The sequence below is a fragment of the Polaromonas sp. P3_C2 genome (assembly GCF_056402675.1).
On sequence record NZ_JBFUGX010000002.1, the window covers coordinates 1 to 14,342 of the forward strand.

The 14,342-nt window shown below is 62.2% G+C and carries 19 protein-coding genes; 11 read left to right on the forward strand and 8 right to left on the reverse strand.

The features are described 5' to 3' along the window. From AC1DWI_RS00155 to AC1DWI_RS00165, 3 genes are all read left to right on the forward strand, one after another. On the forward strand, positions 1-514 hold a 514-nt coding region (locus AC1DWI_RS00155; RefSeq protein WP_477724229.1), incomplete at its 5' end, for an alpha/beta hydrolase family protein. 8 nt (positions 515-522) lie between these two features. After that, a complete protein-coding gene (locus AC1DWI_RS00160) occupies positions 523-1,209 on the forward strand; it encodes a response regulator transcription factor (protein WP_477668864.1) in 687 nt (228 codons plus the stop codon). Further along, the gene (locus AC1DWI_RS00165) at positions 1,206-2,573 is read left to right on the forward strand and encodes a HAMP domain-containing sensor histidine kinase (RefSeq protein ID WP_477668863.1); all 1,368 of its coding nucleotides are present in this window, start codon (positions 1,206-1,208) and stop codon (positions 2,571-2,573) included. The genes AC1DWI_RS00160 and AC1DWI_RS00165 overlap by 4 nt, the downstream gene beginning before the upstream one ends. Positions 2,574-2,585: 12 nt before the next feature. On the opposite strand, the gene AC1DWI_RS00170 is transcribed toward AC1DWI_RS00165, so the two are convergent. Then, a complete protein-coding gene (locus tag AC1DWI_RS00170; protein WP_477668862.1) occupies positions 2,586-3,431 on the reverse strand; it encodes a DMT family transporter in 846 nt (281 codons plus the stop codon). A 225-nt stretch (positions 3,432-3,656) separates the two neighbouring features. On the opposite strand from AC1DWI_RS00170, the gene AC1DWI_RS00175 reads away from it, so the two are divergent. Beyond that, positions 3,657-3,869: a hypothetical protein gene (locus AC1DWI_RS00175; RefSeq protein WP_477668861.1), complete on the forward strand. Its 213-nt coding sequence runs from the start codon at positions 3,657-3,659 to the stop codon at positions 3,867-3,869. A gap of 13 nt (positions 3,870-3,882) precedes the next feature. On the opposite strand, the gene AC1DWI_RS00180 is transcribed toward AC1DWI_RS00175, so the two are convergent. The 7 genes from AC1DWI_RS00180 to AC1DWI_RS00210 form a co-directional block, all read right to left on the reverse strand. Next, the gene (locus tag AC1DWI_RS00180) at positions 3,883-4,584 is read right to left on the reverse strand and encodes a helix-turn-helix domain-containing protein (RefSeq protein WP_477724230.1); all 702 of its coding nucleotides are present in this window, start codon (positions 4,582-4,584) and stop codon (positions 3,883-3,885) included. A gap of 10 nt (positions 4,585-4,594) precedes the next feature. After that, the gene (lipA, locus tag AC1DWI_RS00185) at positions 4,595-5,620 is read right to left on the reverse strand and encodes a lipoyl synthase (protein WP_477668859.1); all 1,026 of its coding nucleotides are present in this window, start codon (positions 5,618-5,620) and stop codon (positions 4,595-4,597) included. 25 nt (positions 5,621-5,645) lie between these two features. After that, the gene (gene lipB, locus AC1DWI_RS00190) at positions 5,646-6,356 is read right to left on the reverse strand and encodes a lipoyl(octanoyl) transferase LipB (protein ID WP_477668858.1); all 711 of its coding nucleotides are present in this window, start codon (positions 6,354-6,356) and stop codon (positions 5,646-5,648) included. A 24-nt stretch (positions 6,357-6,380) separates the two neighbouring features. After that, complete coding sequence (locus AC1DWI_RS00195; protein WP_477668857.1) at positions 6,381-6,698, reverse strand: HP0495 family protein; 318 nt, start codon at positions 6,696-6,698, stop codon at positions 6,381-6,383. A gap of 14 nt (positions 6,699-6,712) precedes the next feature. Then, positions 6,713-7,618, reverse strand: coding sequence for a D-amino acid aminotransferase (locus tag AC1DWI_RS00200; RefSeq protein WP_477668856.1), 906 nt, complete (start codon positions 7,616-7,618; stop codon positions 6,713-6,715). Positions 7,619-7,686: 68 nt separating this feature from the next. Further along, positions 7,687-8,232, reverse strand: a complete 546-nt coding sequence (locus AC1DWI_RS00205) for a DUF2062 domain-containing protein (RefSeq protein WP_477668855.1) — start codon at positions 8,230-8,232, stop codon at positions 7,687-7,689. 37 nt (positions 8,233-8,269) lie between these two features. After that, a complete protein-coding gene (locus AC1DWI_RS00210) occupies positions 8,270-8,764 on the reverse strand; it encodes a DUF4149 domain-containing protein (protein ID WP_477668854.1) in 495 nt (164 codons plus the stop codon). Between the two features lie 216 nt (positions 8,765-8,980). Between AC1DWI_RS00210 and AC1DWI_RS00215 the strand changes: the two genes are divergently transcribed. The 7 genes from AC1DWI_RS00215 to atpG all read left to right on the forward strand — a co-directional run bounded on the left by AC1DWI_RS00215 (position 8,981) and on the right by atpG (position 14,311). Further along, complete coding sequence (locus AC1DWI_RS00215; protein ID WP_477668938.1) at positions 8,981-9,499, forward strand: ATP synthase subunit I; 519 nt, start codon at positions 8,981-8,983, stop codon at positions 9,497-9,499. A 31-nt stretch (positions 9,500-9,530) separates the two neighbouring features. Continuing rightward, positions 9,531-10,382 (forward strand): F0F1 ATP synthase subunit A, encoded by an 852-nt coding sequence (gene atpB, locus AC1DWI_RS00220; protein ID WP_457281586.1) that lies wholly within the window; start codon positions 9,531-9,533, stop codon positions 10,380-10,382. An 85-nt stretch (positions 10,383-10,467) separates the two neighbouring features. Further along, complete coding sequence (gene atpE, locus AC1DWI_RS00225; protein WP_293400282.1) at positions 10,468-10,716, forward strand: F0F1 ATP synthase subunit C; 249 nt, start codon at positions 10,468-10,470, stop codon at positions 10,714-10,716. Positions 10,717-10,754: 38 nt separating this feature from the next. Further along, positions 10,755-11,225, forward strand: a complete 471-nt coding sequence (locus AC1DWI_RS00230; protein WP_457281585.1) for a F0F1 ATP synthase subunit B — start codon at positions 10,755-10,757, stop codon at positions 11,223-11,225. A gap of 13 nt (positions 11,226-11,238) precedes the next feature. Then, positions 11,239-11,769 carry a F0F1 ATP synthase subunit delta gene (locus tag AC1DWI_RS00235; protein WP_477668853.1) on the forward strand — a complete coding sequence of 177 codons (531 nt, stop codon included), beginning with the start codon at positions 11,239-11,241 and terminating at the stop codon, positions 11,767-11,769. A 58-nt stretch (positions 11,770-11,827) separates the two neighbouring features. Next, on the forward strand, positions 11,828-13,381 hold the full coding sequence (gene atpA, locus AC1DWI_RS00240) for a F0F1 ATP synthase subunit alpha (RefSeq protein WP_457281583.1): 1,554 nt from the start codon (positions 11,828-11,830) through the stop codon (positions 13,379-13,381). A gap of 63 nt (positions 13,382-13,444) precedes the next feature. Next, positions 13,445-14,311: a F0F1 ATP synthase subunit gamma gene (atpG, locus tag AC1DWI_RS00245; protein ID WP_477724231.1), complete on the forward strand. Its 867-nt coding sequence runs from the start codon at positions 13,445-13,447 to the stop codon at positions 14,309-14,311. Positions 14,312-14,342: the final 31 nt, after the last annotated feature.

Genomic DNA, 14,342 nt, shown 5'->3' on the forward strand with positions numbered 1-14,342 from the left:
CGGCTATTCGGCCCTCTTGTTGATGGGCGCCAAACCGAAGTTCGAGCTGCTGAGTGCCTATTGCAAAGCCTTGCCGACAAGTGTTCTATGTGCCGGTGGCGGAAAGGTTTCCCTGTCRTCTCCCCCGCTGATCGCGAAGACCGACGACCGCATCCGCGCCGCGTTCATCATGAGCCCGCCGGGAGCCTTCTTTGACCGCGAAAGCCTGTCGCAGGTCTCGAGGCCGGTGAATCTGTACGCGGCCGGCGCCGATTCCGTGCTCCCGGTCAAGGAGAACGCGATCAAAGTGAAGGAACTGCTCCCCTCATTGGCCCGATACACCGAGATCCCCGCAGCCGACCACTTCGTGTTTCTCGCGCCGTGCACGTCGGAGATGCGCGGCGTCGCGCCCGCTCTGTGTACGGATCCACAAGGCGTCAATCGGGCTGCTGTGCATGACAATGTGAACCGCGATGCATTGATGTTTTTTCAGGAGCAACTCCAGGTCGATGCGAGTTTTCCGAAGCGAATGTAGCCAATCCTATGCCCCATATCCTGCTGATCGACGACGACGAGCACCTGGCTGCGCCGCTGGCCGCCTACTTTGCCCGTTTTGACTTTGTGCTCGAAAGCGCGCTGCGCCCCGGTGAAGGCTTGGCCATGCTGCGCACCGGTGCGTATGACGCAGCCATCCTGGACGTCATGCTGCCCGAGATGGACGGCTTTGCCCTGTGCCGCGAGATCCGCAAGGAAAGCGACATCCCCATCGTGATGCTGACGGCCCGCGGCGACGTGATGGACCGTGTGGTCGGGCTGGAGCTGGGCGCCGACGACTACCTGCCCAAGCCGTTTGAGCCGCGCGAGCTCGTGGCGCGCCTGCAGACCATTTTGCGGCGCCAGCGCAGCGCACCGGCTGCGGCCACCCAACGCCATGTGTTCCAGGGGCTGGTGATCGACGTGGAAACGCGCGAGGTGCTGCGCCTGGGCGAAAAGGTCGAGCTGACCGGCACCGAATTTGAATTGCTGGCCCTGCTGGCGGCCGAGCCCGGCAAGGTCTTCAACCGCGACGACATCCTCAACCGCCTGCGCGGCCACGAGGCCGAGCTGTACACGCGCGCCGTCGACATCGTGGTGAGCCGGCTGCGCAAAAAACTGGAGCCACTGGACTGCATCAAGACCTTGCGCAACGCGGGCTATGCCCTCGCTGCCGGCAAGGCGGGTACGCCATGAGGCGGTGGAAAACGCGCCGGGACTGCCGGGCCCGCGAACGCTCACGCCCCGAGCGCTGGCGCCACCGCTGGAAGCATTCGCTCCGGCTGCGGCTGATCACCGTGTTCCTGCTGCTGGCGCTGGCCATGGGTGCTGTGTTCATGAGCGGCATGCAGCGGGCGTTTTCAACGGGCTGGCGCGACGCGGCCAAACCGCTGATCAGCGACTACATGGACAGGCTGGTGGCCGACCTGGGTTCGCCGCCCGATGTGGGCCGTGCCCAGGCGCTGGCTGCGCGGCTGCCGATTTCCATCCGCATTGAAGGGCCGCAGGTCAACTGGCAGTCCCATCCTGACAGGCCCGACCGCAAGGTGTTCGACGCCCGCGCCAAGGACTGGCTGAGCCGCACCACGGCCGACGGCCATCGCGTGATTTTTGGCCCCGGCACTGCGCCCTGGCAGGCAGCGCCACACGGCGTGTTTGGCTGGATCACGCTGGCGCTGCTGCTGGGCTTGCTCATAGGCGCCTATGCCTACGTGCGGCGCCTGCTGCGCCCGCTGGACGACATCCGCGCAGGCGCCGAGCGCTTTGGCCGCGGCGAGTTCGCAACGCCGATTCCCCTGCGCCGCCGCGACGAACTCGGCGACCTGGCCGGGCGCATCAACACCATGGCACACGACATCGAAGGCATGCTGAACGCCAAACGCGCCTTGCTGCTGGCGCTGAGCCATGAACTGCGCTCCCCGCTCACACGTGCGCGGCTCAATGCCGAGCTGTTGCCCACCACGCCCGAGGGCACCGGTGCCGGCGAGCGCGAACGCGAGGCGCTGCTGCGCGACCTGGGCGAGATGCGCGACCTGATCAGCGACTTGCTCGAAAGCGAGCGTCTGGCCAGCCCGCACGTCGCACTACAGCGCGAACCGGTGGACCTGGCGGCGCTGGTGCGCGAGACGGCCACCGAGGTGCCAGGTGCGTCGGAGATGGTGCTGGACCTGGCGACTGGCCTTGCGCCGCTGGCACTGGACCGCATGCGCGTGCGCCTGCTGGTGCGCAACCTGATGGACAACGCACTGCGCTACAGCAGCGGCGCCGGGAGGCCGCCGCATGTGTCGCTGCAGCCGGCGGGCGGCGGCGTGATGCTGGAAGTGCGCGACTTCGGCCCGGGGGTGGATGCCGCGCAGCTGGCGCATTTGACCGAGCCCTTTTACCGGACCGACGGCGCACGCCAGCGCGCCACGGGCGGCGTGGGCCTGGGCATGTACTTGTGCCGACTGGTGGCCGAAGCGCATGGCGCCGAGCTGCAAGTGCGCAATGCAGAGCCCGGGCTGGCCGTGTTCGTGCTGTGGCATGCTATTGAATCAGGAGCTGCTGGCGCCCGTCCTTAAAGGGCTGCAGCCTTATTTTGCTCTTGTTCCCAGCAGCGCGGCGCCGATGATCATCACCGCCGCCAGGGCGATGCTCCAGCTCAGCGCGCGGCCGCTTACCCCCATCAGCAGTGCAGTCGAGCCCAGCGGCGTGAGGTAACTGAGGATGCCGATCTGCTGCGCGTCGCCCAGCTTGAGGGCCTTGTCCCAGAGAAAGAACGCCGCGCCCAGCGGCCCTGCGCCCAGCACCGCCAGCAATAGCCAGTCCTGCGCCGACAGCGTGGCGGCAGGCTCCAGCGCCCAATGGCACAGCAGCGAAAGCACGCCCGAGACCAGGCCGAAGAGGCCGATGGCCGCGGTGGGAAAGGCCGGCACGCGTTTTGTCAGCAGCGAGTAGCTGGCCCAGATGAAGGCCGAGCCCAGCGCCGGCAGGTAACCCCATGACCAGCCTGCGGAGGACGTCGCACCGCCACCGCCCGCGCCCAATATGGCAATGGCGGCGCCGGCAAATCCCAGCAGGCCTGCAGCCACATGCACAGCGCGCAGCTGCACGCCACGAAGGAACAGCGGCGCCAGCACCACGATAAAAAGCGGCCAGAGGTAGTTCACCAGGTTGGCCTCGACTGCCGGCGCATACCGCAGCGCGATGAAAAGCAGGAAGTGATAGCCGAAGAGGCCGTACACGCCGAGCGCCAGCGTGGCGGTGGGAATCTTCCATTGCGCGCGGTCCCGCAGCACAAAAGGCAGGGCCAGCAGGCTGCCGGTCAGCAGCGCAACGCCGGTGAGCAGAAAGGGCGGAACGTGTTTGAGCGAGACCCCGAGCGAGGCGAGCAGGGTCCAGAGGGCGATGGCGCCCAGTGCGTAGAGATTGGCTGGCATGGCGGCAAGCATAGGGGGACGTCACGTGGGCGTCGTCGCAGAGCAACGCTTTGTTGTCGTGCAACGACGGTTCTGGCGATTCAGGGGTATGTCCTACGCGCAGACCAACATCCGGTAACGAGCTTCACGTGCGAGGGGCGCTGCAGACACCTTGCCCGTACGGACTTCAGTTGCAATGGCATGGCAGATTTCTCCGAAATCGCATGAAACCCAAGGAGACTCACCATGAGAAAGCTTTCCATCCTTTTGCTGGCGCTGGCCGGCATGGCCGCCCTGTCGGGCTGCGTGGCTTACCCGGTGGCTTATGACAACGGACCGCAATATCGTGTCGTGCCCGCCCCTGCGCCGGGCTATGGCCCCGGCTACCGGGGTGACCGCGATGGCGACGGTGTGCGCAACCGCTACGACCGCCGGCCGAACGACCCGAGCCGCTATTGAAAATCCGTAAAGGTCAGGCGCTGCCCAGCCCGGCGCGCCGCATCGCGGCCGTCAGGGCTGAGGGCGACTGGTAGCCGCAGTGCAGCGCGGTGTCGGCCACGCTCATGCCGCGGCTGCGCAGTTGCACGGCCAGTGCCAGGCGTTGCCGGCGCAGCCACTGCATCACGCTGAGGCCGGTTTCGCGCCGGCAGCGTGCGGCAAACTGCGTCGGGCTTAAAAACACCTGCGCGGCCAGTTGCGCGACGCTCAGTGGTTCGTGCAGGCGCTGCTGTGTCCAGGTGGCCAGTTGTTCCCAGTGGATGGGCCGCGCATGGCGCAAGGGCGTTGATGCGGGTRTTGTGGGTTGCCACGCTTCCAGCAACAGCGCCGGACCGTGAAGTTGCGCGAGGCTGCCCGGCTGCTGCATCGCTTCGGCGAGGTAATTTCCCAGCGCAAGGGTTTGCGCGGTTTTTGCAGGGTCATAGGCGCAGCGAGCCCAGTCCGCATGCGTGGTGTCCAGCACCAGGCAGCGGCTGCCTTCACGTGATTCAAAGTCATGCCGGTCGCCGGGTGTGATCACGCAGCCCTGGCCGGCGGCAATGCGCCGCCCGCGTCCGCGTACTTCCAGTTCCAGCACACCACTCAGGCCCAGCAGTACCTGGAAGTGGTCATGCGCATGGCTGCCGTGCGAGGCGCCGTAGTGGCGCAGCGACAGGGAGCCTTGCGGCAAGGTCATGTTGCGGGGATTAAAGAGCGGCGGTGGCCGCGTCGGCCTTGTCGGCCACGCCTGCCGCGTGGGCCTGCTGGTCGGCGTGGTAACTGCTGCGCACCATGGCGCCCACGGCGGCGTGCGTGAAGCCCATCTTGTAGGCTTCTTCTTCAAACATCTTGAAGGTGTCGGGGTGCACATAGCGGCGCACCGGCAGATGGCTGGTGGAGGGCGCCAGGTACTGGCCGATGGTCAGCATGTCGATGTTGTGCGCGCGCATGTCGCGCATGACCTGCAGAATTTCCTCGTCGGTTTCGCCCAGGCCCACCATGATGCCGCTCTTGGTCGGCACATCGGGGTGCAGGGCCTTGAACTTCTTGAGCAGGTTCAGACTGAAGTTGTAGTCGCTGCCGGGACGCGCTTCTTTGTAAAGGCGCGGCGCGGTTTCGAGGTTGTGGTTCATCACGTCGGGCGGCGCGGCCTTCAAAATTTCAAGCGCGCGGTCGTCGCGGCCGCGGAAGTCGGGCACCAGGATTTCAATCGTGGTGGCGGGCGAGAGTTCGCGGATCTTCTGGATGCATTCCACAAAGTGGCCGCTGCCGCCGTCGCGCAGGTCATCGCGGTCCACGCTGGTGATCACCACGTATTTGAGCTTGAGTGCTGCGATGGTTTTCGCCAGGTTCAGCGGTTCATTCACGTCCAGCGGATCGGGGCGGCCGTGGCCCACGTCGCAAAACGGGCAGCGGCGCGTGCACTTGTCGCCCATGATCATGAAGGTGGCCGTGCCCTTGCCGAAGCATTCCCCGATGTTGGGGCAGCTGGCTTCTTCGCACACTGTGTTGAGCTTGTTTTCGCGCAGGATCTGCTTGATCTCGTAAAAGCGCGTGGTCGGGCTGCCGGCCTTGACGCGGATCCAGTCGGGCTTCTTGAGCATTTCGCCCTGCACCACCTTGACGGGGATGCGCGACAGCTTGGCCGCGGCTTTTTGCTTGGCCAGCGGGTTGTAGTCTTCCTGGCTCTGGATGTCGCGAACAACAGGATTGACGGTTTCTGGGGTGCTCATGGTGTATTTCTTTGAAGGAATGTGCTCAGGGCGCCAGGTAGGTGACGAGCTTGCGGCCCAGCACATCTGCGGCTTCCTGCCAGCTTGCCGATACCCCGATTGTAGAAAGGTCTGTGGTTTTGAGCCCCACATACCCGCAGGGGTTGATCCGCGAGAAGGGTTCCAGGTCCATCGCCACATTGAGCGCGACCCCGTGGTAGGTGCAATTCCGGCTGACTTTGATGCCCAGGGCGGCGATCTTCCCAAGGCCGCGAAACGGGTCGGCAGGGTGCATCGGGCCGGTCAGGGCGGCATGTGAGGTGGGGTCGTCCAGCCGCACATAAATGCCGGGCGAGCCGGCCACCCGGTGCCCGGTCACGCCGAAGTGCGCCAGGGTCTTGATGACGGATTCTTCAATGCGGTAGACGTATTCCTTGACGTAATAGCCGGCACGCTTCAAATCGATGAGCGGGTAGGCCACCACCTGGCCGGGGCCGTGGTAAGTCACCTGGCCGCCGCGGTTGGTCTGCACCACCGGGATGCTGCCGGGGTTCAAAACATGGTCGCTCTTGCCCGCGAGGCCTTGGGTGTAGACCGGTGGATGCTCACAAATCCATAGCTGGTCGGGCAGGCCCCGATTAGGCTGCAGCCCATTTTCGCTTGAAAAACCGGGGTTGCGCGCCGCCGTGAAGGCTTGCATGGCTTCATAGGTGGGCAGGTAGTCGACCTTGCCCAGGTTGCGCGTTTCAGCCTGCATGTTCGGCGTCTGCCCGGATATTGTTTACAGGACTACCTTGACCATCGGGTGCGTCGACAGCGTGCGGTAAAGCTCGTCGAGCTGCTCGCGGCTGGTGGCTGTGACGGTGATGGTGACGCCCAGGTATTTGCCGCCCTTGCTTTCACGCAGCTCGATGGTGGAGGCGTCGAAGGCCGGGTCGAACTGGTGTGCGATGGACGTGATGGCCGCGACCATGCCATCGACCTTCTCACCCATCACCTTGATCGGGAACTGCGAGGGGTACTCGATCAGCGATTCCTGGCGCGAGGGCTCCGTGCTGGGAACACCGATGATTTTGGGGATGTTGGGGGAAGTCGTCATGGCAATGGGTCCTTTCAGGCCGCTTTGGCACGCTGGTATTGGGCGTACAGCTTTGCATAAATGGGGCCAGGTTTGCCTTTTTCCACTCCGTGGCCGACCGGCTGGCCGTCCAGCAGGGTGATGGGCAGAACCTCCTTGGTGGCGGATGAGAGCAGCAGCTCGTCTGCTGCCAGCACTTCGGCGCGGGTGATGCGGCGCAGCTCAAAAGGAATGCCCGCCGCGCGGCACATCTCTTCGATCAGGCCAAAGCGGATGCCTTCGAGCACCAGGTTGTCCCTGGGCGGCCCCATGACTTTGCCGTCCTTGACGATCCAGACGTTGCTGGAAGCGGCTTCGCTCAGGTAGTCGCCGCGGAACATCACGGTCTCGACCGCGCCAGCGTCCACGCTGATCTGGCGTGAAAACACCGCGCCCAGCAGGCTGGTGCTTTTGATGTGGGCTTTTTCCCAGCGGAAGTCGTCGGCGGTGACGCAGGCCACGCCGTTTTCGCGTGCCTGGTCGCTGGGCAGCTTCATCGGATTGCACATCACGAACACGGTGGGCGTCAGGCCCGGCAGCATGGGGTGGTCGCGCATGGCCACACCGCGGGTGATCTGGATGTACACCAGTTGATTGCCTTTTTCGGCTGAGGCGACCGTGGATTGTGCGCAGGCAGCTATTAATTTAAGAGCAATTTCCAGCCACTCGGCGCGGGTCAGCGGGTTGGCGATGCGCAGCTCGGTGAGGCTGCGTTCCAGCCGCGCCATGTGCTGCTCGAAGCGAAACGGCTTGCCTGCATACGCCGGCACCACTTCATAAATACCGTCGCCGAAGATGAAACCGCGGTCCATCACGCTGATCTTGGCGTCTTTGAGCGGGGTGAATTCGCCGTTGAGGTAGCAGGGGGTGTCGGGAAGGGCGTTGGCGGGAAGCGTTGTCATGGATCGGTTTGAAAAGGAAATGAAACTGTGTCGAGACGGCTACTGCCGGACGGTCTGCACCCGATTGTCTAACGTCTGGCGGTTTGCCGGCGGCGGCGTTTGAACCAGATGCGAACGCGCCAGCCCAGCTTGACCAGCAGGTAGCCGGTAATCGAGCCCAGCACGGCAAAGATGCCCATGCCCAGGATGGCAGGCCCGCCGAAGGAGGCTGCCCACGCCACGATGCCTGAGCCTTCCGAGATGCGGATGGGCGGCGGCGCGTCCAGCAGCAGATCGCCCACCTGATAGGCCAGCCAGAGCCAGAATCCGACGGTGAAAGGGTTGGTAATGAAGGTGATGCCGGCGGCCACCGGAATATTGGCGCGCCACCAGACGCTGTGGGCTGCGGCCGCCACGGTTTGCGCAAATGGCAGGGCAAATGCCCAGAATATGCCGATGGCCACACCGCGCGCCACGGCCTCGTGCTGCAGCCGCCACAGCTGCGGTTCCAGCAGCCGGTGGGCCACCGGCTTGAGCCACCGGTTCGCAACCAGGGCTTCACGTGTCGGCACGGATGCTTTCAGCCGGTCCGTCCAGTGCCGGTGTTGCGGCGCCTTCTTTTTAGGGGCGCTCATGGCAGGCGGTGATCAAGATGGCAGGCTCGCTCCGGCATCAGGCAATAAAGATGACGGCGGCTATCGCCAGCGCGCCCAGCACCAGGTTGACCATGGCCAGAGTGGCGATCTGCCCGACGCGGCGACCGCCCTCGGGCCAGTCGGACGCGCTGACAGCGAGCTTCAAGCGCCGGAAAGGGCCGAAATACAGATGTCCGAACAGCGCGAACATCAAGAGGCCGATGCCGAACATCAGGTGCCAGCCCAGGGGGGCGGTTTTCATGCCCTCGGCCAGCAGCATCGCCAGGCCTGTCACCAGCAGGACGCCGATGGTGGCCCAGACCAGGACGAAAAATCGCTGCATGACCTTTGCGATGAGCGGCAGGCGTTGGGGTGGCGCCAGCTGTTCGGCGACGGCAGGCCGTAAGGCAAACAGCATGAAGACCACCCCGCCCAGCCAGGCAATGGCGGCGGCAATGTGCAGGAATTTCATCAGGGCGGGCATGGCATCTTTCGGTGGGTGGAAGGTGACGGATGCGGGGGCTTGGGCCATCGTCGAGCATCACGTGCAACTACGTAGGAGGGTCGGCGCGCCGTAGTCGCCGGACAATTGTGAACCACCCGCTGCGAGCCGCACCCAAATGATGCGAATCGCCCCTAATTCATATGCAAGCCGGGGGTTTTGTCGGATACGCAGGGGTTTCTACGTATAATCAAGGGCTTTGCTGATAACTGCCCTGTAACTTTTCCGTAATTTGTGACGACCAAAATGGCAAATTCGGCAAAGTCAGCGACAAACCCGGGAAATCCGGGTGTGACAGGGCGGCGTGTCACAGAAGAGATGGAGACTGGTGATGAGGGTTTCAAGCCCTTGACGCGTGAAGAAGCCCAAAAGCTTCGTGAAGCGGACCCCTCGGTTTCACCTTGGGTGGTATTGGCGGGGCAAAGTGTGGTGGGTCTTGTGGTGGCGCTGGCCGCCTGGGGATTGACCGGAAGGCAAAGTGCAGGCTGGTCCGCCCTTTATGGCGCGCTGGCGGTGGTCATCCCGGGTGCGTTGTTTGCGCGCGGCCTGACCAGCAAGATGTCTTCAATGAATCCGGGCGCTGCGGTGGCTGGATTTTTTTTGTGGGAAATGGTCAAGATTGGCCTGACGGTAGCGATGTTGTTCGCTGCTCCCCGAATGGTTTCGGATTTGAGCTGGCCGGCAATGCTGGTTGGCCTTGTAGTGACAATGAAGGTGGTCTGGCTGGTGCTTTGGTTCCAGTCCCGGCCGAAAAAGTTGGCGTAATCCATTTTCAAGAGTTGAAAAGAGTTCGTAAATGGCTGAATCTTCCGGAAACGCTTTGACCGCTGGTGAGTACATTGGTCACCACCTGGTCCATCTGCAAAACCACAAACAGACAGGCATCGTCGACTTTTCCGTTGTCAATTTCGACACGATTTTCTGGGCCATCACCCTCGGTGTGATCGGTATGTTCGTGATGTGGCGTGTGGCCAAAAGCGTGCACGCCGGCGTTCCCGGTCGCCTGCAGGCGGCTGTTGAAATCCTGCTCGAAATGGTGGACAGCCAGGCCAAGGGCATCGTTAAAAACGCCGAATCGCGCAAGGCCGTCGGCCCACTGGCGCTCACCGTATTCATCTGGATTTTCCTGATGAACTCCATGGACTTCCTGCCTGTCGACCTGTTCCACACAATTTTTGCTGTGACCGGCCTCGATCACAGCATTCACAACTTCCGCGTGGTTCCCACGGCCGACCTCTCGGCCACGCTGGGCATGTCCTGCGGCGTGCTGCTGGTTTGCCTGTACTACAACGTCAAGATCAAGGGTTTTGGCGGCTGGGTGCATGAGCTGTTCTCGGCCCCGTTCGGCGACAAATGGTTTTTGTATCCCGTCAACTTCTTGATGCAGATGATCGAATTCGCCGCCAAGACCGTATCTCACGGCCTCCGGCTTTTCGGCAACATGTACGCGGGCGAACTGCTGTTCATGCTGATCGCGCTGATGGGTGCAGTGGGCTTCGGCTCTGCGACTGGTGTGTTCCTCTTCATCGGCCATGTGCTCGCGGGCACGGGCTGGGCAATCTTCCACATCCTGATCGTTGCGCTGCAGGCGTTTATTTTCATGATGTTGACGCTGGTCTATGTGGGGCAGGCCCACGACCATCACTGATTCTCACGAATCAGTTTCCCCTGGTTTTCTGGTTTCCGCTTTCTTTTTTATTTTTGTTAGTTAGTTAAATCCATAGGAGCATTAAATGGAACACGTACTCGGTTTTGTCGCTTTGGCCGCTGGCCTGATCATTGGCCTGGGCGCTGTCGGCGCATGTATCGGCATCGGCATCATGGGCAGCAAATACCTCGAAGCCGCTGCACGCCAGCCTGAGCTGATGAACGAACTGCAGACCAAGATGTTCCTGCTGGCCGGTCTGATCGATGCTGCTTTCCTGATCGGCGTGGGTATTGCCATGCTGTTCGCATTTGCCAACCCGTTTGTGTTGAAGTAAATCGCACGCCTTTCTAGACAACCTACAGAGGTGCCGCTGTGAGTATTAACTCCACATTCTTTGCGCAGCTCGTCGTGTTTGCGATTCTGGTGCTGTTCACGATGAAATTCGTGTGGCCACCAATTGCAGCTGCGCTCGACGAACGCGCCCGGAAGATCGCCGACGGCCTTGCCGCTGCCGATAAAGCCAAGTCTGAACTCTCCGTTGCCAACAAGCGCGTGGAAGAAGAACTGGCCAAATCGCGCAACGAATCGGCAGTGCGCCTGGCGGAAGCCGAGCGCCGCGCCCAGGCCCTGATTGAAGAGGCTAAAGCCCGCGCAACCGAAGAGGGCAGCAAGATCATTGCCGCCGCCAAGGTTGAGGCCGAGCAGCAAACCGTCAAGGCCCGCGAGACCCTGCGTGAGCAGGTCGCCGCACTGGCCGTCAAGGGTGCAGAGCAGATTCTGCGCAAGGAAGTCAATGCCGGTGTGCATGCTGACTTGCTGGGTCGCCTGAAGACCGAACTTTAAGCGAGCGTAAAACATGGCCGAACTAGCCACCATTGCCCGTCCCTACGCTGAAGCGTTGTTCAAGGCATCCGGTTCCGACCTGGGCGGCACCGCCGTCTGGCTCGATGAGCTTGCCGCCATTGCCGCCAACGTGCAGTTGCAGCAATTTGCGGGCAACCCCAGCGTGACGGTAAACCAGACGTTTGACGTAGTTTCCGGGGTGGCCAAAACGAAGCTGCCGGAAGCCGCCAGGAACTTCTTGCGGACCGTGATCGAGAACGGCCGCATCAGCGTCCTGCCGGAAATCGCCGCACAGTTTCGCGCACTGAAAAATGCGCAAAGTGGTTCTTCGGATGCCACCGTTTACAGCGCATTTCCGCTGGAAGGCGCTGCGCTGGCCGATTTGGCAACAACGCTGGAGAAGCGGTTTGGCCGCAAGCTCAACCTTTCGGTCGAGCTTGAGCCGGCGCTGATCGGTGGCGTACGTGTCGTGGTGGGTGACGAGGTGTTGGACACCTCGGTCAAAGCCCGTTTAGAGCAAATGAAAGTGGCGCTGATTTCCTGAGCTTGCGCTCAGGCGCGCCCCGGTTTTTAGCCAACAACATAGAAAGAAGGAAAGAGTCATGCAACTCAATCCCGCAGAAATTTCTGAACTGATCAAGAGCCGCATCGAAGGCTTGACAGCCAGTGCCGATGTCCGCAACCAGGGCACCGTAGTGTCTGTGACCGACGGTATCGTCCGTATCCATGGCCTATCCGACGTGATGCAGGGCGAAATGCTGGAATTTCCCGCAACCGCCGACGGCACGCCGACCTACGGCCTGGCGCTGAATCTTGAGCGCGACTCCGTCGGCTCCGTGATTCTGGGCGAGTACGAGCACATCGCCGAAGGCGACACCGTGAAGTGCACGGGCCGCATCCTGGAAGTGCCTGTGGGTCCTGAGCTGCTTGGCCGTGTGGTCAACGCACTGGGCCAGCCGATTGACGGCAAGGGCCCGATCAACGCCAAGTTGACCGACGTGATCGAAAAGGTCGCGCCCGGCGTGATCGCCCGTAAATCCGTTGACCAGCCCCTGCAGACCGGCCTGAAGTCCATCGACTCCATGGTGCCCGTCGGCCGCGGCCAGCGCGAACTGATCATCGGCGACCGTCAGACCGGCAAGACCGCTGTGGCCATCGACGCCATCATCAACCAGAAGGGCAAAGGCGTTTCCTGCGTCTACGTCGCGATCGGCCAGAAGGCTTCGTCGATCAAGAACGTGGTGCGTTCGCTGGAACAAGCCGGCGCAATGGAATACACCATCGTCGTGGCCGCTTCCGCTTCCGAATCCGCCGCCATGCAATACGTGAGCGCCTACTCTGGCTGCACCATGGGCGAATACTTCCGCGACCGCGGCGAAGACGCGCTGATCGTGTATGACGATTTGTCCAAGCAAGCCGTGGCTTACCGCCAGGTTTCGCTGCTGCTGCGCCGTCCACCAGGACGCGAAGCCTACCCCGGCGACGTGTTCTATCTGCACAGCCGTCTGCTCGAGCGCGCAGCTCGCGTGAACGAGAAGTACGTTGAAGACTTCACCAAGGGCGCCGTCAAGGGCAAGACCGGTTCACTGACCGCACTGCCGATCATTGAAACGCAAGCCGGCGACGTGTCCGCTTTCGTGCCAACCAACGTGATTTCGATCACCGACGGCCAGATCTTCCTGGAAACCAGCCTGTTCAATGCCGGTATTCGTCCCGCCATTAACGCCGGTATCTCGGTGTCCCGCGTCGGCGGTGCTGCCCAGACCAAGCTGATCAAGAATCTGTCCGGCGGTATCCGTACCGACCTGGCCCAGTACCGTGAACTGGCTGCCTTCGCGCAGTTCGCTTCCGACCTGGACGAAGCCACCCGCAAACAGCTGGACCGCGGTGCCCGCGTGACCGAGCTGCTCAAGCAGGCCCAGTACTCGCCTTTGTCCATTTCCAACATGGCCGCTACGCTGTTCGCAGTGAACAAGGGCTTCATGGACGACATCGAAGTCAAGAAGGTCCTGGCTTTCGAACACGGCTTGCACGCCTTCCTGAAGGACAAGAACGCGGCCTTGATGGCCAAGCTCGAAGCCAACAAGGCCATGGACAAGGATGCTGAGGCTGAACTGAACGCGGCTGTGGCCGAGTTCAAGAAGTCGTTTGCCTGATCTCGCCTGACGCATCGTCAAGCAAGTAATTAAGCAACCCTCAGGAACCCCTTAGGAATCCATATGGCAGCAGGCAAGGAAATACGCGGCAAGATCAAATCGGTGGAAAACACCAAGAAGATCACCAAGGCCATGGAGATGGTGGCCGCCTCCAAGATGCGCAAGGCGCAGGAGCGGATGCGCGCTGCCCGTCCTTACAGCGACAAGATCCGCAACATCACGGCCAACCTGAGTCAGGCCAACCCCGAATACACCCACGCGTTCATGGAGTCCAACGACGCCAAGGCCACCGGGTTCATCGTGGTGACGACCGACAAGGGCTTGTGCGGCGGCATGAACACCAACGTGCTGCGCGCCGTGACCTCAAAGCTCAAGGAAGTGCAGGCCGCCGGCCATGATGCGAAGGCTGTGGCCATCGGCAACAAKGGCCTCGGTTTTCTGAACCGTGTGGGCGCCAAGGTGGTGTCGCATGCGACGCAGCTGGGCGACAAGCCGCACCTGGAAAAGCTGATCGGCCCCGTCAAGGTGCTGCTCGATGCCTACAGCGAAGGCAAGATCAATTCGGTGTACCTGTGCTACACCAAGTTCATCAACACCATGCGCCAGGAACCGGTGGTCGAGCAGTTGTTGCCTTTGACGGCAGCGCACCTGCAGGCCGACAAGGACCAGCACGGCTGGGATTACATCTACGAGCCTGACGCGCAAACCGTCATCGACGACTTGCTGATCCGCTATGTGGAAGCGCTGGTCTATCAGGCGGTTGCGGAGAACATGGCGTCCGAGCAGTCTGCCCGCATGGTGGCCATGAAGGCCGCAACGGACAACGCCGGCAGCGTGATCGGCGAACTCAAGCTGGTTTACAACAAAACGCGTCAAGCGGCGATCACGAAAGAACTTTCGGAAATCGTTGCCGGTGCTGCAGCGGTCTGATCGTGGTTTAGGCCGCCACACCCGATTTAAA